Below are 18103 nucleotides of genomic sequence, written 5' to 3'. Positions count from 1 at the left end.
GTGCATGAGTTTCCCAGCGGTTCTTACGCTTTGGTTTGTCAACACCGCCGATCCGGCCGGCGTGCTCGAGCGCGAGCCGAAGGCCGACCGCGGGTTCGGCCGTAAGCTGCTTTCCCAGGTCAACCCGGCGTGGCCGATCACCCCGATCGGCTCGTTCCCGCTGAACCGCTCCTCGGTGCCGGGCCGCGACGAGTTCTACATCGCGGGCTTTCCCGGGGTTTCTGTGGTGCGGATGCTTGTCGACGATTGCTCGGCCCTGTCCTCCACCACCCCGTGGCTTTCGGCCCTTCCCGCCTCTGACGTTTTTGTCATCGCCACCGGCACGGACAGCGACTACGGCGGGTTCGCGCATTTCACCGGCGAGACCGTGGTGCGCAGCTTCAGCGCCACCCGCACCCAGGTCATCGAGGACCTGGGCCTGCCCGAGCCGTTCGAGGCGCCCTACTGGGCCGGCGAGCGCGCCGAGGCGGCCGGCGGCATCTCGCTGCCGTTTGAGCCGCGCGACCTGGCCCTGTCGGCTGAGCGCCACTGGCTGGGCGTGGACATCGGCGAGGACGGCCCCGACATCAACGTCGTCGGCTACGCGGTGGACGGCCGCCCCGAGCCGAAGATCAAGGAAAAGAAGGCGCCCGCTGTGAAGTCAGTGGACGCGGTGGCCGCGAAGTTCGCGGAGAAGTCGAAGGCGTACGACGACTACGAGGACGCACCCGACGACCAGCGCGGCGACGAGTTCGCCGAGCTTGCCGACGCCTCCGTGGCCGCCGCCAAACGCGTCGGCCGGGGCCTGCGCGCGCGGGCGGCCGAGCTGTGGAGGGCGCTCGCGGAGCGCATCCGCCACTTCGACCGCTAGCGGTTGCGCTCGTAAAACGCGATCGCGGCGGACGTCGCCACGTTGAGCGAGTCCGTGCCCGGCGCCATGGGGATCTTGGCGCGCACGTCGGTGGCGCGCATCGCGTGCGGGGTCAGGCCCGGCCCCTCCCCGCCGACCAGGAACGCCACCTTGTCGTGGCCCTGGATCGCGTCTTTGAGCTCGACGGCGTCGTCGGCCGGGGTGAGCGAGACGAGCCACCAGCCGGCCTCGCGCAGCTCATCCAACGAGCGCTGCCACGTCGTCGGCGTGCCGTCGAGGTGCGCGAACGGGGTGCGCAGCACGTGCCCCATGGACACGCGCACGGCCCGCCGGTACAGCGGGTCGGCGGTGGCGGCGCCGAAGAGCACGCCGTCGACGCCCATGCCGGCGGCGTTGCGGAAGATCGACCCGATGTTTTCGTGGTCGCCCACGCCCTCGAGGATCACCAGGGTGCGTGCGCCGTCGATGACCTCCGCCACGCGCAGAGGCTCCGGTTTGTTGGCGGAGACCAGCAGCCCGCGGTGCATGTCGTAGCCGGCGACCTCACCCATGATGGCGCGGGTGATCTGGTAGACCGGCACGCCGCGGCGCTCGAGCTCGTCGCCGTAATCGGCCATGAAGGATTCCAGCCGCCCGCCGAAGCCGAACACGGCACGCACCGGGAAGCGGGATTCCACCAAGCGGCCGGCCACGAGCGGCCCCTCGGCGAAGACGAGCCCTTTTTCCTTGTCCGAATGCTTCAGGTCGCGGATGTCGTCGAGGCGGGGGTCCGACGGGTCGTCGATAGGCACAAGCATTTAGCTCAGCGCCGCCATGATCGGGCCCTGGGCGAAGTACACCACGAACAGGGCGGAGATGAGCCACATGATCCAGTGGATCTCCTTCGCCTTCCCGGCGAACAGGCTCATCAGGGTAAAGGAGATGAAGCCGACGCCGATGCCGTTGGCGATGGAGTAGGTCAGCGGCATGGTCACGATGGTCAGAAACGCCGGCAGGGCGATAGTGAACTCGGACCACTCAATCTGCCCGACCTGCATCATCATCAGCGCACCGACGACCACGAGCACGGGGGCTGCGGCCTCGATGGGCACGATCTCGTAGAGCGGGGTGAAAAACATCGCGGCGAGGAACAGAACGCCGGTGACCACGTTGGCCAGGCCGGTGCGCGCGCCGTCCGCGATACCGGCGGAGGAATCGACGAACACGGTATTCGACGATGCCGAGGTCGCGCCGCCGACCACCGCGCCGAAGCCTTCGACGACCAGGGCGCGCTTCATGTCCGGCAGCATGGCGTGTTCGTCGGTAAGCCCGGTCTGGCGGCCGAGTGCGGTCATGGTGCCCATGGCGTCGAAGAAGTTGGCCAGCACGAGGGTGAACACGAGCAGCGACGCGGAGATCACGCCGAGGTTCACAAAGGCGCCGAACAGGTCCACGTTGCCCACGATGGACAGGTCCGGGATGCCGCCGAAGCTGTCCGGCAGGCCTGGCACCGCCATGCCCCACCCCTCCGGGTTGTCCGCAGAGGAGCCGGTGCCAGTCAGCGCCTCGACCACCATGGCGATGACGGTGGTGAGCAAGATGCCGATGAACAACCCGCCGCGGATGTTGCGCGCGACCATGAATCCGCAGACGAACAGGCCGATGATGAACACGAACGTGGGCCAGGACGCAATCGAGCCGCCGGTGCCCAGCTGCACCGGCACGGTGGTCATGGCGGCGTCGGGGATGCGGCGGACAAAGCCGGCGTCCACAAGCCCGATGGTGGCGATGAACATGCCGATGCCCACGCTCATGGCCACCTTCATGGAGTCCGGGATGGCGTTGAACACGGCGGTGCGGAAGCCGGAGACGGCCAGCAGCACGATGATGATGCCGTCGATGACCACCAACCCCATGGCCTCGGGCCAGGTCAGGCCCTGCTGCCCCACCATGGTCACCGCGACCAGGGTGTTGATGCCCAGGCCGGTGGCGATGCCGAACGGGTACTTGGCAATCACGCCGAACAGGATGCTCATCACGCCGGCGGCGAGCGCCGTGGCGGCGGCGACCTGCGGGATGCCTAGGACCACGCCTTCGCGGTCCGGACTGGTACCGATGATCAGAGGGTTGAGCAGCACGATGTAGGCCATCGCGAAAAAGGTCACTACCCCGGCGCGCACCTCGGTGCCGACCGTGGATCCGCGCTCGCTGATATGGAAGAAGGCATCCAGCGCGCCGCGCGGCTGCGGCTGGTCCTTATGCAGTTTTGCTCGGGTGGTGGTACTCACGTTGCATTAGTGTCGCACCCTGCCTGCGAAAAGACCAATCGTTGGGGCTCACCAACGATTATTCCCCCACGGTGGTGTCCGAGTGCGCCCCGCAACCGTAGGAGGAGGCCACCACGTGCCCGTCCGCGGAGTACTCGTTGGCGCAGATGCCGAAGTTCTCGCCCACCGGCTGGTCCAGCGGGATGTAGAAGGCGCAGGAGCGGCACGACAGCGCGGCCTTTTCGGCGAACTCGCTGTTGGGGCCGAACTCGCCGGTGCGCCAGCGCTTCTTCGCGTCCTCCAGGCCGGTTGTGGTGAGGTAGCGCTTGGTGTCACGGCCGGTGAACGTGACGGCGTCGCGGGAAAAGGAGTCGTCGGTGACGCGGTCGTCGTCAGGCGAAAGCTCCATGATGTCGCCGGGGCCGAGGTCGCCGGGGCGCAGCCGCTCGGAGTACGGCACCCAGTCCGGCGCCTCCAGCGCGCCTTGCGACGGCACGAGCGCGACCTCGTTGACGGTGACCCAGTTTGCGCCGTCGGCGCAGGCCACCACGGCGTTCCACTCCCAGCCTGCGTAGCCGGGCACGTCGGCGGCGAAGCGGTGGGTGGCCACGTTGCGGCCCAGCCCGGTCACGCCGATGTGCTCGCCGATTTCCCCGTCGGCGATTTCGGCCAGCGCCTCCCGCGCAGTGGCGACTGCGTCGGTAGACAGCAGGGGGCTGCGCTTTCGGGGGTTGCGGGATCGGTTGTTGGATCGTGACACGGTTCCCCATTATTGCCCACGTGGTGCAGGATGGTTGCCATGGGTCGATTCACGCTTGCCGCCGTCTGCTCCGCGCTCGCTGTCTTGTCGGGCTGTTCCTCCCCAGAGACCGCGGGGCCGGACACGCAGCGCCTCACCGCGCACGTCGAGGAGCGCCTGCCGTTCGACGACACCAGCTTCACCCAGGGCCTGGAGGTCGCCGAGGACGGCACCATCTACGTCGGCACCGGCCAGGAGGGCGAATCCCGCCTGTACACGCGCACCCCCGGGGGCGACAAGTTGCAGTCGACCGATTTGGACCCGGAGTTCTTCGGCGAGGGCATCACGCTTCACGACGGCACGGTGTGGCAACTGACCTGGCTTCACGGCACCGCGATCAAGCGGGATGCCACGACGTTGGAAGAGACCGGGCGGGCGAATTACGCCGGCGAGGGGTGGGGCCTGTGCTCCCGCGCCGACGAGGACGAGCTGATCTTCTCCGACGGCACAGCCGAGCTACGCCGCATGGACCCGGAAACCTTCGAGGAGCGCGAGCGCTTCACCGTCACCATGGACGGCCAACCGGTGGAGGGCCTCAACGAGCTCGAGTGCGTGGGCGACGAGGTCTACGCCAACGTCTTCACCACCACCAACATCCTGCGCATCGACGCTGACTCGGGGAAGGTCACCGCCATCATCGACGCCTCCGGGTTGGAAAACAACGCCGATCCGGACCCGAACCACGTGCTCAACGGCATCGCCCGCATCCCCGGCACCGACGAGTTCTACCTCACCGGCAAGCGCTGGCCGGACATGTACCGCGTGACGTTTAAGCCCGAGAGCGCCGCCAAGTAGGATCTTGCGCCATGTCACGCAAACGCGCAGCAACTCAGCAGTGGAAAGTCCTGGCCATCGCCCTAGTTGGCGTGGTGGTGCTGGTGGGGGCGGTCTACGCCTTTATGAGCTACCAGCAGAACAAGCCGGGCACCCCGGTGGGCGACCTCGAGGTCGCCGTGGCCGCCGGTGGGCAGACCGAGCAGGTGCCCGTATATACAGTGTGCGAGCTGGACGTGGAGTGCCCAGGCGGCGAGCCGCCGAGCGTGCGTCTGCCGGACCAGGGGGACGTGACCATCACCGTGCCCGGCGAGATCGAGCGCAACAGCTGGCGCCTGCTGCTCATCTACGACGACCCGGCCGCCAACACCGAGCGCGTGTTCACCTCCGGCGAGTCCGGCGAGGAAACCGCCCCGGCGGTCACCGAGTCCGGTGCGAAGCTCGTCGTCGCCGAGATCACCACCCTGGACATTGAAAAAGGCGATGACGGGGAAGAAACTCCCGTCATCGCCACGTGGTCTGTCGGCTTCGACTAAGCGTCCAGCTCCCTGGCCACCGCCCGCAGGATCTCCGCCACCTGGCGGCCCTCCTTGCGGTCCGGGTAGCGACCGTTGGTCAGCGCGGGCTGGACCTGCGTTTCAATCAGGGTCATCACATCGGCCAGCATGCTGCCCAGCTCCTCCGGCTTGCGACGGTGCACAGGGCGGCGTTTCGGCTCATCGAGCACCTTCACGCGCAGCGCCTGCGGGCCGCGGCGGCCGGCGGCGAAATCAAACTCGATGCGCTGGCCTGCGACCAGTTCGTCCACGCCATCGGGAAGCACGGACTTGCCGATGAAGACGTCGTCGTCGCCCGGGTTGGACGCGAAGCCGAAGCCCTTCTCGGTGTCGTACCACTTCACCTTTCCAATAGGCATGGCATCCTCCTTCAGGTTCCGGTACATGGCCCGCCCATTGCAGGCCAAAATAAAGGCTTTACCCTACACCTCCGCCCCGAAAACCGCGACTGTGGCCCAGAACACCAAAATTCGATCCGCAGCGCACGACCTGCACAAACGTGGAGCGCCACAGTCACATACGCACCATTTCGTGCCGGTTGCGTGACACAATCGTTACAAATGGTTAGGCTGTCCCGAGAATTGGCGGTCAACGACGAGAGGAAACGAATCATGGGACGCCACTCCAAGAAGACCACCTCCACGGGCAAGAAGGCTCTGGCAGGTACCGCAGCAGTTGCAGCACTGGCAGGCATCGTCGCCCCGCAGGCAACCGCAGCACCGGATTCCGACTGGGACAAGCTCGCACAGTGCGAGTCCGGCGGCAACTGGGCAATCAACACCGGCAACGGCTACTACGGTGGCCTGCAGTTCTCCTACGGCACCTGGCAGGCGTACGGCGGCGGCGAGTTCGCACCGACCGCAGACCAGGCCACCCGCGAGCAGCAGATCATCGTCGCTGAGCGCACCCTGGCACAGCAGGGTTGGGGCGCATGGCCGGCCTGCTCCGCGCGCTACGGCCTGAACTCCGCGCCGACCAACCGCGACGCGCAGGCTGCTCCGGCCCCGAAGCCGGCACCGGCCCCCGCACCGGCTGCTCCGGCACCGGCCGCGCAGACCCCCTCCAACCGCACCGAGACCGATGAGCTGTACGCGAAGCTGCGCGACGCCATCAACGGCCTCGGCTTCCAGGTCCCGGCTTCCGTCCAGGACAACTACGCCGCGAACCGCAACGACTACAACGCGTTCTACGCAGCCAACCAGCCGCTGGTGGACGCCGCCCTGGCCGGCGACTACGCCAAGGTCGCCCAGCTCGTCGGCGCCAACTTCAGCAACCAGGTCAACGACACCCTGGCTTCCCTGCAGCAGGCCTACCTGCCGCGCTAAGCGCTAAAGCACTGACACATTGAAACCCCGCCTCCGGGCGGGTTTTCTTTTTGCCCCAGCCAGACCGTCTAGCACGGAGGGCAAACCTGCTATACGATCACGATCCGCGCGGTACGTTTCCCCAGGTCGTATTGCACTTCATTGCCAATTAGGGCCGGATCGTCTAGCAGTCCGTCGCTGCTGCTAGACGATCAGCACGGAGACACCAGACCCCAAACACACGAAAAAGGTGGCCCCGCCACGGGGGCCACCTTTGGTACGTCGCTAAGCGAAAGCTAGCGGTTGATGCGCGTGGTCGGGTGGACGTAGCCGGTCTCCTCCGCCTTGAGCGGCAGGATCAGCTCGTCGCCGAACGGGCTCGCGGCGCCGGTGAGCTTGGAGGAAATCTCGGTGACCGGGTGGCCGTTACCAGGGGTGTGCGTGGGCCACGCCGGGTTCGCGCGACCGATCTTCTCTACATCTTTAGCCATGCCCCTCATTCTTTCACGCCGGGCAAGAAAACGCACGTAAACTCACCCCCGCAATGTCTACCTTCCCCGAAATCTTGCAGTCGCTTAGCGACGATCAGCTCCGCCTGCTCATCCGCACCCGGCCGGATGCCTTCTTCCCCACCCCTCCCTCGGCTGGGTCGTTGGCCACGCGCCTAGGCCTGCCCGGCTCCGCGTCGCGGGCGTTGCGCCAGCTCACTGCCGCCGACTTGGCGGTGCTGGAGCGGCTCGCCGACGCCGGCGCGGAGCTCGACCCGGTGGACGCGGGCGAGCTCGGCGACGTGGCGCACCTGCGCGAGCTCGCCCTCGTCTTCGGGCCGGTAGAGGCGCTGCGAATCTCCCCCGGCACGCTCACCGCCCTGCCCCCTGGCTGGCGCGTGACCGACACCCTGCCGGAGGGCGCGGCCGAGGCGTTGGACGCGCTGCCCGCCCGCGAGCGCAAGGTGCTGGAAACCCTGGCCTCCTCGGGTGGGGTGGGCACGACCTCGGCGGCGGGGCCGGACGCGGACCCTTCAGCGCCGGTGGCGAAGCTGCTTGCGGCGGGCCTGCTGGTGCGGGTGGACGCGAACACTGTTCGGCTGCCACGGCCGGTGCGCGACGCGATGCGCGGGATCACTCCGCGGGAGTTCCCCCTGGCACCGCCCGCAGTGGACGAGGTGGACCAGTCCGCGGTGGACGAGGCCGCGACCTCGGCGGGCTTGGACGCCGTGCGCCAAATGCGCCAGCTGGTCATGGCGCTCATGGACCGCCCGGTCACGCTGAACAAGGACGGCACTGTCGGCGTGCGCGCCGCGGCGAACCTGGAAAAGGAACTCGGCTTCGACCCGAGGCTATTGATCACCATCGGCGAGGCGGCGGGCCTTATCGGGCGCGGCAACGTCGACGACGAGGACGTGCTCGCCGCTACCCGCGACGCGCTGACCTGGATCGACGCCACGCTGTCGGACCAGTGGGCGATCCTCATGGTCGGCTGGGCCGCTTCCCCGTGGCGCTCTGACACCGTCGCAAAGCTTTTGTCCACGGACATGCACGCGCCCGCGGTGCGCCACGCCCGCACAACCATCCTGCGCCACGCGGGCAACGTCGACCAGCTGCTGTTCCACGCCCCGCTGGAGGCGAGCGGGTTCTCCCCGCAGCTCATCCAGGCTGTGGTGGACGAGGCCCAGTTCGTCGGCGCCCTCGCAGGCACCTCGCAGCCGGCGCAGTCCTCTCCCCTGCTGGCGTTGCTGGACGGCGAAGACGTCGCCGCCGCGGCCAAGGCGCTCGTGCCCGCGTCCGTGGACACGCTGATTGCTCAGGGCGACATGACCATGCTGGCCCCGGGTCCGCTCGAGCCGGACATGGCGTCGTTTTTGGAGCGCATCGCCGAGCTCGAGTCGCCGGGGCTGGCCAGCGTGTGGCGGGTCACGGAGGCGTCGGTGCGCCGCGGCCTCGACGGCGGCCTTACCGCCGAGGAGGTCCACGCCTGGCTGGGCCGGCACGTCATGGGCGAGGTGCCGCAGGCGATCGCATTTCTTATCGACGACACCGCCCGCACCCACGGCGCCATCCGCGCAGGCAGCGCGCTGAGCTACATCCGTTCCGCGGACCCGGCGCTGATCGCCACCGCCGCCGAGCGCTGCGACTTACGCGTCCTCGCGCCCACCGTCGCGGTGTCGGACCAGCCGTTGACCAAACTCATGTCGCAGCTGCGCGCTGCCGGGATGCAGCCCACCGCGGAGGACGGTACCGGCGCGACGCTGAACATGGCGCCCGAACCGGCGCTGGTCGCAGCCACCCCGTCCACCCTGCCGCGCGCCTCGAAGGCGGCCGAGGAGCAGGTCGAAGCGATCGTGGCCAAGCTGCGCGCCGACGCCGGCTCCGACACGGACACCGGGGCCGGCAACATCTTTGAGACGCTGCGGGCGGCGGCAAGGGCGAGGCGGCATGTGGCCGTCGGTTTCGTCGATAAGCAAGGGCGCGGCCGCACCCTCACCGTCCTGCCGCTCAGCGTGTCCGCGGGGCAGGTCGACGCACTCGACGAGGCCGCCGATCGCGTGGTGCGCATCGCGCTGCCGCGCATCACCAAAGTGGTGCTGGCCTAGCGGCTGACGCGCTCCAGGATCTCCAGAATGTGCTCGTAATCCTTGCCGGTCGCGGCCGTCAGCCCCAGCTCGCAGGTGCGGTTGGACGACGCATGCGTCGCCGACCCCAGCTCGGCCGCCTGCGCCGCTTCGCGCTTCGTCGCCGCGTGGGTCAGCTCCGGGTGCAGCATGCCGCGGTCGCCCGCGTAACCGCAGCAGTTCCACTCGGCGGGCACGCGCACATCTTCGGCCGCGGCACCGGCGACGCGCTCCAGCGTATCGACGATCCCAAGGTGCGTCGCCGAACACGTCGGGTGCAACGTCACAGAGTCCACCTTCTGCTTCACCTCGAGGCGCTCGAGCACCTGGTCCTCGACGAACTCGATGGCGTCGATGACGGTGATGCCGATGCCCTCGGCCATGTCGCGGAAGCCGTGCGTGCAGCTGGACGCGTCCACGACCACCGGCAGGCGCCCGCCGTCGGTGGCGGCGATGAGCTGGTCGTTGACCCGGCGCTGCATGATGTCGTGGCCCGTGCTCATGCCTTTCGACGCCCACGGGGTCCCGCAGCACATCCCGTCAATGCCCTCCGGGACGGTCAGCGCGAGCCCGGCGCGCTCCACCAGGGTGGCGAACGCCTCAGAGGCGCCCACGCCCTCGCCCTGCGGCCCGAACATGGAGTTCACGCAGGCGGGAACGAACACGCCCGCCGGCTCCGCGCCCGGCGCGCCGATGCGGGTGCCGAACGCCTTGGAGCGCTTCACCCCGCCCTTGGACAGCTCGGGGCGGTACTGCGGCACCGTGTCCTCGCCCACCAGGGCGCGGGCGACGTCGGTGACCTTCTGCACCAGTTTGGTCGGCATGTAGTAGGCGCCGGTCAACGCCGCTGAGGCCAGCGTGTTGCCCGGGCCCCACGCCTTCGCCGCGGCCGCCCAGCCGGCGGACTCCGCGGCGCCCGCCTGGCCGCGGCGCAGGGATTTGATGAATTTGCCGGTGTCGATCTTCACCGGGCAGGCGGTGACGCACATGGAGTCCACCGCACAGGTGTCGATGCCGTCGTACTGGTACGCCTCGTCGATGTGCTTGACCAGCTCGGTATCGCCTTCCTGGATCGCCTTCGCACGGGCGCGGCGCACCACGATGCGCTGGCGCGGGGTCATGGTGATGTCGCGCGAGGGGCACACCGGCTCGCAGTAGCCGCACTCCACGCAGGAGTCGATCTCGTCTTCCACCTGCGGGTTTAGTTTGAAGTTCTTCATGTGTTCGCGCTCGTCGTCGGTGATGATCACGCCCGGGTTCATCACCCCGCGCGGGTCGGCGGCGCGCTTGAGCTCCACCATGACCTCGTAGAGTTCGTCGCCGTATTGGCGGCGCACGTACGGCGCCATCACGCGGCCGGTGCCGTGCTCCGCCTTCAGGTTGCCGCCGGCGCCGAGCACGAGATCGACCATCTCTTCGTTGAAGCCGTCGTAGCGGCCCAGGTTCTCGTCGCCTTCGAAGCGGTCGGTGATCAGGAAGTGGATGTTGCCGTCCTTGGCGTGGCCGAAGATGACGGCGTCGTCGTAGCGGTAGGCGTCGAAAAGCTGCTGCAGCCCGCCGCAGGTGTCGGCCAAGTCGCCGACCGGCACGGCGATGTCCTCGAGCAGCGCGGTCGTGCCGGACGGGCGCGCCTCGGCGACCTGCGCGTACAGGCCCTTGCGGAAGGCCCAGGCCTTGGCGGCCTCGGCGGCGTCGGTGGTGAAGGCGGCCGGAGTCTGCAGGTCGAAGCCCTCCAGCAGCTTCGCACCGGCGGTCTCGTACTCGCGCAGCTCGTCGGCCTCGTTGGCGTGGTACTCGATGAGCAGCGCAGCCTGGCCGGACAGCTCGAAGCCGGTGATCTGCTCCGGCACGGAGTCGAAGGTGCGGCCGACCTTGATGGAGCGCGAGTCCATCAGCTCCAGCGTGGCGGCCTTCGAGTCGAACAGCGCCGGCAGGGAGCGCGTCGCCGCGTCCAGTGTCGGGTACACCGCGATGGTGGTGGTCTTCAACTTCGGCACCTCGATGGTGCGCAGCACGGCCTCCGCGATGAACGCGAGCGTGCCCTCGGACGCGACCAGCAGGTGCATGAAGATGTCCAAGGGCGAGTCATAATCCAGGAACGCGTTGAGGCTGTAGCCCATCGTGTTCTTCAGCGCGAAGTGGCGCTCGATGGTGGCCACGGATTCCTTGTTCTCGCGCACGCGCCGCTTCAAGCGCTCAAGCTTTGCGACGAGCTCCGCCTCCTCCCGCGCAAACTGCGCCTCCGCATCCGCGTGTGCGGTGTTGATGACGGTGCCGGACGGCAGCACGAACGTCATCGATTCGATGGTGTTGTAGGTGTTGTACTGCGTGCCGCAGGCCATGCCGGAGGAGTTGTTGGCGATCACGCCACCCATGGTCGCCGCGCCCTCGGACGCCGGGTCCGGGCCGATCTTGCGGCCGTACGGGGCGAGGTGGGCGTTGACCTGGCGCACCGTGGAGCCAGGCTGGACGCGCACGCGCTTGCCGCCGTCGAGGACCTCCACGCCACGGAAGTGCTTGCGCACGTCCACCATCATGCCCGCGCCGCCGGCCTGGCCGGACAGTGAGGTGCCGCCGCCGCGCAGCACCACCGGGGCACCGGATGCCGCCGAGGCGCGGAAAGCGGCCGCCACGTCGTGGGCGGAGCGGGTCTCCACCACCACGTCCGGGGTGTAGAGGAAGTGCGACGCGTCGTGGGCGTACTTGATCCGGTCGATCGGGCGGGTGGAAAGCGCCTGGTCGGAACCGAGTTCGCGGGACAGATGCTCTGCGGGGGAGGAAATGGTTGTGGTCATGAATCCATGCTAGCCCCCTGTGAATTCGCAGAATGCATTTCACAACCGTTGACAAATCGTTGGGTTTATACAACACTTCATTGCATGTCGCCGAAGAAGCTACCGAAGGACCCGATATATAACCGGGTTCGTGTACTCCGCACCGAGCGCGACATGACACGGATCCAGCTCGCAGAACTGATCAACGTCAACCCGCAAACCGTCGGTGCACTCGAGCGCGGAGACCACTCCCCCAGCCTGGATCTAGCCTTCCGCATCTGCGAGGTCTTCGGGCTGCCCGTGGAGGCCGTGTTTTCCCGTACCGAGTTCGCCCCAATGTCGAAGGAGCTGTACACCAAATGAGCCGCATCGACACCATTCGCAAGCAAGACCCGCTCAAAGCCGCACGGTTCCGCAACCCCCGCGACACCCGCAGGCTGATCGTCCTGTTCTTCGCCGGCCTGGTGATTTCCTTTTCTTGCATGGCGTATCAGATCGCATTCGGATTCAACTGGTGGCCGAATGGGTTGTGTCTCGTGAGCATTGCAGTGAGCATGTGCGCGTGGACGTTGATTCGTTCTGCCAACGAGATGAAAGACACCGCGCCCGAAGAACACCTGGACGAGTACGAACGGGTTGTACTTGCGACATGGCGCAAGCGCTCCCTCACGTTGTTTTCCACGCTGGTCGGTGTCGGCGGTTTCGGGTTCCTTGCTGCGGGCCTGTTCCTTGGCGACGAGTTCAAGCTCGGCCTCATCGCCGCTGGCTACTTCATGCTTGCAACGCTGCTCATCGCCACTTCACTGCCCATGGTCGGCTACGCCATTACCTTTAACCGCAAGGAGGAGGACAAGTGACCACAATCGAAATTTGCGACCTGAACAAGCGCTTTGGCGACGTCCAAGCCCTCGACGGCATGAGTTTTACCGTCCACGACGGCGAGATGTACGGCTTCGTCGGCTCCAACGGCGCCGGCAAGTCCACCACGATGCGCATCGCCCTCGGCGTGCTCGCCGCCGACTCGGGCGAGGTGCTCCTGGACGGGCGCCCGCTTGACGACGACACCCGCCGCCGCATCGGCTACATGCCCGAGGAGCGCGGCCTGTACGGCAAGGAGAAGATCCTGGAGCAGCTGGTCTTTTTGGCCAAGCTGCACGGTGTCGACGGCAACACCGCCAAAAAGCGCGGCACCGAGCTGCTCGAGGAACTCGGCCTGGGCGAGCGCGTGGGCGACAAGCTCGACGACCTCTCCCTGGGCAACCAGCAGCGCGTCCAGCTCGCCGCGAGCCTCATCCACGACCCCGACATCCTCATCCTGGACGAGCCGTTTTCCGGCCTCGACCCCGTCGCCGTGGACGTCATGAGCACGATGCTCACCGACCGCGCCCGTGCAGGCGTGCCCGTCATCTTCTCCTCCCACCAGCTGGATCTGGTGCAGCGCCTGTGCGACCGCATCGGCATCGTCACCCGCGGCCGCATGGTCGCCGAGGGCACCGTCGACGAGCTGCGCGCCCACGGCCCCATCCGCTTCAAGGTGGGCACGCAGGCCCGCGGCTGGATCCCGGAGGGCATTTCGCTTATCGACGACTCCGCCACCCACGTCATCCTCGAAGCCCCGAGCGTCCAGGACGACCAGCGCATCCTGCAGGCCGCCATGGCCGCAGGCCCCGTCCACGAGTTCACCCGGGTCGTGCCCGACCTGGCCGACCTGTTCAAGGAGGTTGTGCAGTAATGGCTACCCAAAACGCCTACTCCCCCATGCACACGATCACCACTACCGCGGCGCGCGAGATTCAGATTCTGCTGCTGAAAAAGGGCGTGGTCATCACCTTCGTCATCCTGCTGCTCGCCATGGTCGGCTTCATCGGCTTCGCCTCTTGGCAGAAGAGCAAGGACGACGCTGACGGCGGCGATGCAAAGACTGCGGTGGCGACCGTAGGCGTCGATAAGCAACTGCTCGACGGCGCCGGGTACGACGCCCGCGAAACTGCGAGCCGCGACGACGCAGTGCAGTTGGTGCGCGACGGCGACGTCAAGGCCGCGCTAGTGGCCGAGGGCGACCAGTGGGAAGTGATCTCGGACGGCACCCCGTCGGCGGGCCTCATGGAGGGGATGGAGGCGCTCGCCGACAGCTACACCCGCGCCGAAACGTTGAACACGCTGGGCATTTCGCCCGCGGATTACGAGGCGGCGTCCCGCAGCATCGACATCGTGCCGGTGGACGTGGACGAGGCCAGCGGCGAAGACTTCGAGCAGCAACTGCTCCGCCTGCTCACCACGTTCGTGGCGCTGATGGTGGTGATCTTCACCGTGATCACCTTCGCCGCCCAGGTGGGAAGCCGCGTGACCGAGGAGAAGTCCTCCCGCGTGGTTGAGCTCGTGCTGGCCTCCGTGCGCCCGCTGGATTTCCTGGCGGGCAAGCTGCTGGGCACGCTCGTGCTGGGCTTCCTCGCCACCGCCGTGCTGCTGATCGTCGGCGGCGTTGGGCTGAAGGTTTCCGGGCTCGTGGACGACATCGCGTTCGACTGGTCCGTCCTCCCCGTCCTGCTGATCGCGTGGCTTCTGGCCATGCTGTTCTTCGGCGCCCTCTACGCCGCGGCCGGCGCGATGGTGCAGCGCACCGAGGACCTGCAGTCCACCCAGATGCCGATCCTGCTGCTCATCATGGCTTCCGCCTATATCCCCGGCTTCGGCTGGATGAACACCGACGCCACGTGGATGCAGGTGATGAGCTGGATCCCGCCGTTTTCCATCTTCGCCGCGCCGCTGTCGTACGCGGCCGGAGACTTCACCGCGCTGCAGCTGGCCGGCTCGTTTGTCCTCGCGGCCTTGGCGACGGCGCTGGCCGTGTGGGCCGCCGCCCGCATCTACAAGCGCACGATCCTGAACAACGGCAGCGTGACCAAGTGGTCGCAGCTGCTGCGCAGGGGCTAGGGGTCGATGTGCATCACTAGATCCATACTTTGGTGAAGCACACGGACCACATCGATCGCAGCGTCCTGTTCACGGTAGAAGATGATGTGGCTTCCTATCGCTTTCTTCCGGTAGCCAGGGCGCACTTCGTCCGCCCATCGCCCGAGCCGTGGATTTTCGCTGATGAAGTCCAGCATCTGGAGAATCCCGCCAACATATCGTTCAGCTTGATCCAGCCCCCATCGTGTGGCCGTGTAGGACCAAATTTCTTCGAGATCGACCTCTGCCTGGCGCCTAAGCCGATATTTCATGCTCGTTCTTCATTCGCTCTATAAACGCTCCCGGGTCAAAGTCCTGGACGACTTCGCTGTTTTCCCCCTTTTCAAGCGCGGCGTTAAGAAGAGCGAATTTCCTCTCTCGCTCCTCCACCAGCCGCAGGCCCTCGCGCAGGACTTCGCTGGCGGAGGCGTAGCGGCCGTCGTGAAGCAGCTCTGCAATGAATTTGTCGTAGCGTTCGCCGAGTACAACGGATGTGTTTTTCGCAGCCATGCACCGTAGACTACCAAGTCCTACTAACACGAAGGAGTAGATCGCATGGCTCTCGGCGACGGCCCCCTGATCGTCCAATCGGACAAGACCGTCCTGCTCGAAGTCGCGCACCCGGACGCGCCCAAGGCCCGCGCCGCGCTCGCCCCGTTCGCGGAGCTCGAGCGCGCGCCCGAGCACATCCACACCTACCGCATCACACCCCTGGCGCTGTGGAACGCCCGCGCCGCCGGCTTCGACGCCGAGCAGGCCGTGGACGTGCTCGAGCGCTACTCCCGCTTCCCGGTGCCGCAGGCGCTGCTCGTCGACATCGCCGAAACCATGGCCCGCTACGGCCGCCTCAAGCTGGTCAAACACCCCGCCCACGGGCTGATCCTAGAGGCGGACGACCCCGCGATCCTCACCGAGGTCACCCGCAGCAAGAAAATCCAGCCGCTCATAGCGAAGCCTATCGACGACACCACCGCCCCCGTCCACCCCTCCGCCCGGGGCCAGATCAAGCAGGAGCTGACCAAGCTCGGCTGGCCGGTGGAGGACCTGGCCGGCTACGTCGACGGCGAGTCCCACCCGATCGCGTTGAACCACGACGGCTGGGAGCTGCGCGACTACCAGCAGTACGCCGCCGAATCCTTCTGGGAGGGCGGCTCCGGCGTGGTGGTGCTGCCCTGCGGCGCCGGCAAAACCATCGTCGGCGCCGCATCGATGGCGCAGGCGCAGACCACCACGTTGATCCTGGTCACCAACACCGTCGCTGGCCGTCAGTGGCGCGACGAGCTGCTGCGCCGCACCACCCTCACGCCCGAGGAGATCGGCGAGTACTCCGGCGAGAAGAAGGAAATCCGCCCCGTCACCATCGCCACCTACCAGGTGGTCACCCGCAAGACCAAGAGCGAATACCGCGCGCTCGAACTTTTCGACTCCCGCGACTGGGGCCTGATCATCTACGACGAGGTCCACCTCCTCCCCGCCCCCGTCTTCCGCATGGCCGCCGACCTCCAGTCCCGCCGCCGCCTGGGGCTCACGGCGACCCTCGTACGCGAGGACGGCCGCGAAGACGACGTCTTCTCCCTCATCGGGCCAAAGCGTTACGACGCCCCATGGAAAGAACTCGAGATGGCCGGCCACATCGCCACCGCCGAATGCGTCGAGGTCCGCACCACACTCACCGACGAGGAGCGCCTCACCTACGCCACCGCCGAAACCCGCGAGCGCTACCGTCTGGCGGCCTGTTCGGCGGGCAAGCTGGAGGTCGTCGATAAGCTTCTTGCAACGCACAAGGGGCAGCAAACTTTGATCATCGGCGCGTACGTGGAGCAGTTAGAGGAGATCGCATCGCGTATCGACGCTCCCCTGGTCGACGGCAAAACCACCACCAAAAAGCGCGAAGAGGCCTTCCAAGCCTTCCGCGACGGGGAAATCTCCACCCTGGTGGTGTCCAAGGTGGCCAACTTCTCCATCGACCTGCCCGAAGCCGCCGTGGCTATCCAGGTCTCCGGCACCTTCGGCTCCCGGCAAGAAGAAGCGCAGCGCCTGGGGCGGTTGCTGCGCCCGAAGGCCGACGGCGCCGAAGCGGTGTTCTACACCGTCGTCGCCCGCGACACCCTAGACTCCGAGTACGCCATGCACCGCCAACGCTTCCTCGCCGAGCAGGGCTACGCGTACCGGTTGGTCGACGCCGCCGACCTTTAGACTTGTATGCCATGAGTGGCATGAAGGTATTCAAGTTCGACGTCGACGAGGAGTTTGCGAAGCAGCACAACGAAATGGTGCGCGACACCCGCAGCCTCGTCGCATCCGGCATCGCGATCTTTGTCATCTCCCTGATCGTCGGCGTTGCCGTGTGGTTCCTGGTGGACCCGTCCTCGCCCTGGCACTGGCTCGGCAGCTTCGGCGCGGTGCTGTTCGGCATTTTGATGCTGGTGGTGGCGCTCCTGATCCCCCGCAGCGTGGGCAAGACCCAGGAGATCTACGACTCCAACCCCCTCGCCCCCGCCATCATCACCGAGCGCGCCGGCACGACGGTGACCCTAACCGCGCTGGTGAACCTCAACGTGGATCCTGCCCTGCCGCCGCGTTGGGCCATCACCTCCCGAGTGATGCAGCCGCTCCCCAACACCTCCGACAAGGTCGGCACAAAGGTGCCGGTCGCAGCCGTGGGCGCGCAACGCTCGGCTCGCGACCAACAGCACTGGCAGACCATCACCCCAATGCCCATCGCCTGGGGTACGCCCGACGAGGCAGTGGTCGCCTCCGCTAGGAAGTCGATCCCCCAGGACCAGTGGTCCACGCTCGAGCGCGCCCGCAAGAAGTCCGAGTTCGTCGATCGGTCCAAGAACTCGCTGGTGGAGCTCTAACGTTCTCGAGCGAAGCACTCGCCCTACCACCGGCGACAGCTCCCGCATCGGATCAGTCGCGGGCTTCTTTCGCAAAACCCCGCCTGCGGGACTTCGTTGGCCGGCACCAATTGTCGGTGTCGATGCTGTCGTCCGCAATGCGGAGTTGGTGTGTGTCCCAATCTCGTCGTTTCTCCCGAACGCGCGGGTGCGCTTTGTAAGAGTCGTCCAGCCCGGCTGTGTTTGTGCTGTTCGGCGCATGGCGCAGGTGGTGGTCGCTTTGTGTCAAGTGGTTGTGAACAGTTTCTGGTTCAGGCGACGGTAAGTGTGGGTGATTGTGGGCGGGTTTTGGTGGTTGTGCGGATGATGGTGACCTCTTTGGGTAGTCCGGTCGGT

At 66.9% G+C, this 18103-nt stretch carries 19 protein-coding genes; 11 read left to right on the top strand and 8 right to left on the bottom strand.

Annotated elements, in window-relative coordinates:
* Positions 1 to 4 precede the first annotated feature (4 nt).
* A complete protein-coding gene (locus MHX64_RS00095) occupies positions 5 to 850 on the top strand; it encodes a hypothetical protein (protein ID WP_239355695.1) in 846 nt (281 codons plus the stop codon).
* On the opposite strand, the gene MHX64_RS00090 is transcribed toward MHX64_RS00095, so the two are convergent.
* From MHX64_RS00090 to MHX64_RS00080, 3 genes are read right to left on the bottom strand one after another with little or no spacing between them, the layout of a single operon-like run.
* Complete coding sequence (locus MHX64_RS00090; protein WP_239355696.1) at positions 847 to 1647, bottom strand: RNA methyltransferase; 801 nt, start codon at positions 1645 to 1647, stop codon at positions 847 to 849. The genes MHX64_RS00095 and MHX64_RS00090 overlap by 4 nt on opposite strands.
* Complete coding sequence (locus MHX64_RS00085; RefSeq protein WP_239355697.1) at positions 1648 to 3117, bottom strand: NCS2 family permease; 1470 nt, start codon at positions 3115 to 3117, stop codon at positions 1648 to 1650.
* Between the two features lie 58 nt (positions 3118 to 3175).
* Positions 3176 to 3856 (bottom strand): DUF3027 domain-containing protein, encoded by a 681-nt coding sequence (locus MHX64_RS00080; RefSeq protein ID WP_239355698.1) that lies wholly within the window; start codon positions 3854 to 3856, stop codon positions 3176 to 3178.
* 39 nt (positions 3857 to 3895) lie between these two features.
* Between MHX64_RS00080 and MHX64_RS00075 the strand changes: the two genes are divergently transcribed.
* On the top strand, positions 3896 to 4690 hold the full coding sequence (locus MHX64_RS00075; protein ID WP_239355699.1) for a glutaminyl-peptide cyclotransferase: 795 nt from the start codon (positions 3896 to 3898) through the stop codon (positions 4688 to 4690).
* 11 nt (positions 4691 to 4701) lie between these two features.
* Complete coding sequence (locus MHX64_RS00070; RefSeq protein ID WP_239355700.1) at positions 4702 to 5205, top strand: DUF2771 family protein; 504 nt, start codon at positions 4702 to 4704, stop codon at positions 5203 to 5205.
* On the opposite strand, the gene MHX64_RS00065 is transcribed toward MHX64_RS00070, so the two are convergent.
* Positions 5202 to 5585 carry a cold-shock protein gene (locus MHX64_RS00065; RefSeq protein WP_181890031.1) on the bottom strand — a complete coding sequence of 128 codons (384 nt, stop codon included), beginning with the start codon at positions 5583 to 5585 and terminating at the stop codon, positions 5202 to 5204. The genes MHX64_RS00070 and MHX64_RS00065 overlap by 4 nt on opposite strands.
* Positions 5586 to 5837: 252 nt before the next feature.
* Here MHX64_RS00065 and MHX64_RS00060 point away from each other — a divergent pair, with 252 nt between their 5' ends.
* Positions 5838 to 6551, top strand: a complete 714-nt coding sequence (locus MHX64_RS00060; protein WP_239355701.1) for a resuscitation-promoting factor Rpf1 domain-containing protein — start codon at positions 5838 to 5840, stop codon at positions 6549 to 6551.
* A 275-nt stretch (positions 6552 to 6826) separates the two neighbouring features.
* Here MHX64_RS00060 and MHX64_RS00055 read toward each other — a convergent pair whose 3' ends face one another.
* Complete coding sequence (locus MHX64_RS00055) at positions 6827 to 7021, bottom strand: hypothetical protein (RefSeq protein WP_034999421.1); 195 nt, start codon at positions 7019 to 7021, stop codon at positions 6827 to 6829.
* A 53-nt stretch (positions 7022 to 7074) separates the two neighbouring features.
* On the opposite strand from MHX64_RS00055, the gene MHX64_RS00050 reads away from it, so the two are divergent.
* Positions 7075 to 9123 (top strand): helicase-associated domain-containing protein, encoded by a 2049-nt coding sequence (locus tag MHX64_RS00050; protein WP_239355702.1) that lies wholly within the window; start codon positions 7075 to 7077, stop codon positions 9121 to 9123.
* Here the strand turns inward: MHX64_RS00050 and MHX64_RS00045 are convergent.
* A complete protein-coding gene (locus tag MHX64_RS00045) occupies positions 9120 to 11936 on the bottom strand; it encodes an FAD-binding and (Fe-S)-binding domain-containing protein (RefSeq protein WP_239355703.1) in 2817 nt (938 codons plus the stop codon). The genes MHX64_RS00050 and MHX64_RS00045 overlap by 4 nt on opposite strands.
* A gap of 84 nt (positions 11937 to 12020) precedes the next feature.
* On the opposite strand from MHX64_RS00045, the gene MHX64_RS00040 reads away from it, so the two are divergent.
* Genes MHX64_RS00040 through MHX64_RS00025 form a run of 4 tightly spaced genes read left to right on the top strand, consistent with a single transcriptional unit; the run spans position 12021 to position 14849 of the window.
* Positions 12021 to 12278: a helix-turn-helix transcriptional regulator gene (locus MHX64_RS00040; RefSeq protein ID WP_239355704.1), complete on the top strand. Its 258-nt coding sequence runs from the start codon at positions 12021 to 12023 to the stop codon at positions 12276 to 12278.
* Positions 12275 to 12772, top strand: a complete 498-nt coding sequence (locus MHX64_RS00035) for a hypothetical protein (RefSeq protein WP_239355705.1) — start codon at positions 12275 to 12277, stop codon at positions 12770 to 12772. Before MHX64_RS00040 ends, MHX64_RS00035 begins: the two co-directional genes overlap by 4 nt.
* Positions 12769 to 13647 (top strand): ATP-binding cassette domain-containing protein, encoded by an 879-nt coding sequence (locus MHX64_RS00030; RefSeq protein WP_239355706.1) that lies wholly within the window; start codon positions 12769 to 12771, stop codon positions 13645 to 13647. Before MHX64_RS00035 ends, MHX64_RS00030 begins: the two co-directional genes overlap by 4 nt.
* Positions 13647 to 14849 carry an ABC transporter permease gene (locus MHX64_RS00025; protein ID WP_181890026.1) on the top strand — a complete coding sequence of 401 codons (1203 nt, stop codon included), beginning with the start codon at positions 13647 to 13649 and terminating at the stop codon, positions 14847 to 14849. The genes MHX64_RS00030 and MHX64_RS00025 overlap by 1 nt, the downstream gene beginning before the upstream one ends.
* On the opposite strand, the gene MHX64_RS00020 is transcribed toward MHX64_RS00025, so the two are convergent.
* Positions 14846 to 15139, bottom strand: a complete 294-nt coding sequence (locus MHX64_RS00020; RefSeq protein ID WP_181890025.1) for a type II toxin-antitoxin system RelE/ParE family toxin — start codon at positions 15137 to 15139, stop codon at positions 14846 to 14848. The two genes, MHX64_RS00025 and MHX64_RS00020, sit on opposite strands and share 4 nt — an antisense overlap.
* The gene (locus MHX64_RS00015; protein ID WP_181890024.1) at positions 15123 to 15377 is read right to left on the bottom strand and encodes a type II toxin-antitoxin system ParD family antitoxin; all 255 of its coding nucleotides are present in this window, start codon (positions 15375 to 15377) and stop codon (positions 15123 to 15125) included. Before MHX64_RS00015 ends, MHX64_RS00020 begins: the two co-directional genes overlap by 17 nt.
* Positions 15378 to 15422: 45 nt before the next feature.
* On the opposite strand from MHX64_RS00015, the gene MHX64_RS00010 reads away from it, so the two are divergent.
* Both MHX64_RS00010 and MHX64_RS00005 read left to right on the top strand, forming a co-directional pair.
* Entirely contained in the window at positions 15423 to 17063 is a 1641-nt protein-coding gene (locus MHX64_RS00010; protein ID WP_239355707.1) for a DNA repair helicase XPB, read from the top strand.
* A gap of 11 nt (positions 17064 to 17074) precedes the next feature.
* On the top strand, positions 17075 to 17728 hold the full coding sequence (locus MHX64_RS00005) for a DUF3239 domain-containing protein (protein ID WP_370642050.1): 654 nt from the start codon (positions 17075 to 17077) through the stop codon (positions 17726 to 17728).
* The last annotated feature ends 375 nt before the right edge of the window (positions 17729 to 18103 follow it).

It is taken from the genome of Corynebacterium sp. ACRPZ (assembly GCF_022346205.1).
Lineage (GTDB): Bacteria > Actinomycetota > Actinomycetes > Mycobacteriales > Mycobacteriaceae > Corynebacterium > Corynebacterium lehmanniae.
The sequence above is the reverse complement of the archived record's forward strand: the minus strand, read 5'-3'. Positions and strand labels throughout refer to the sequence as shown.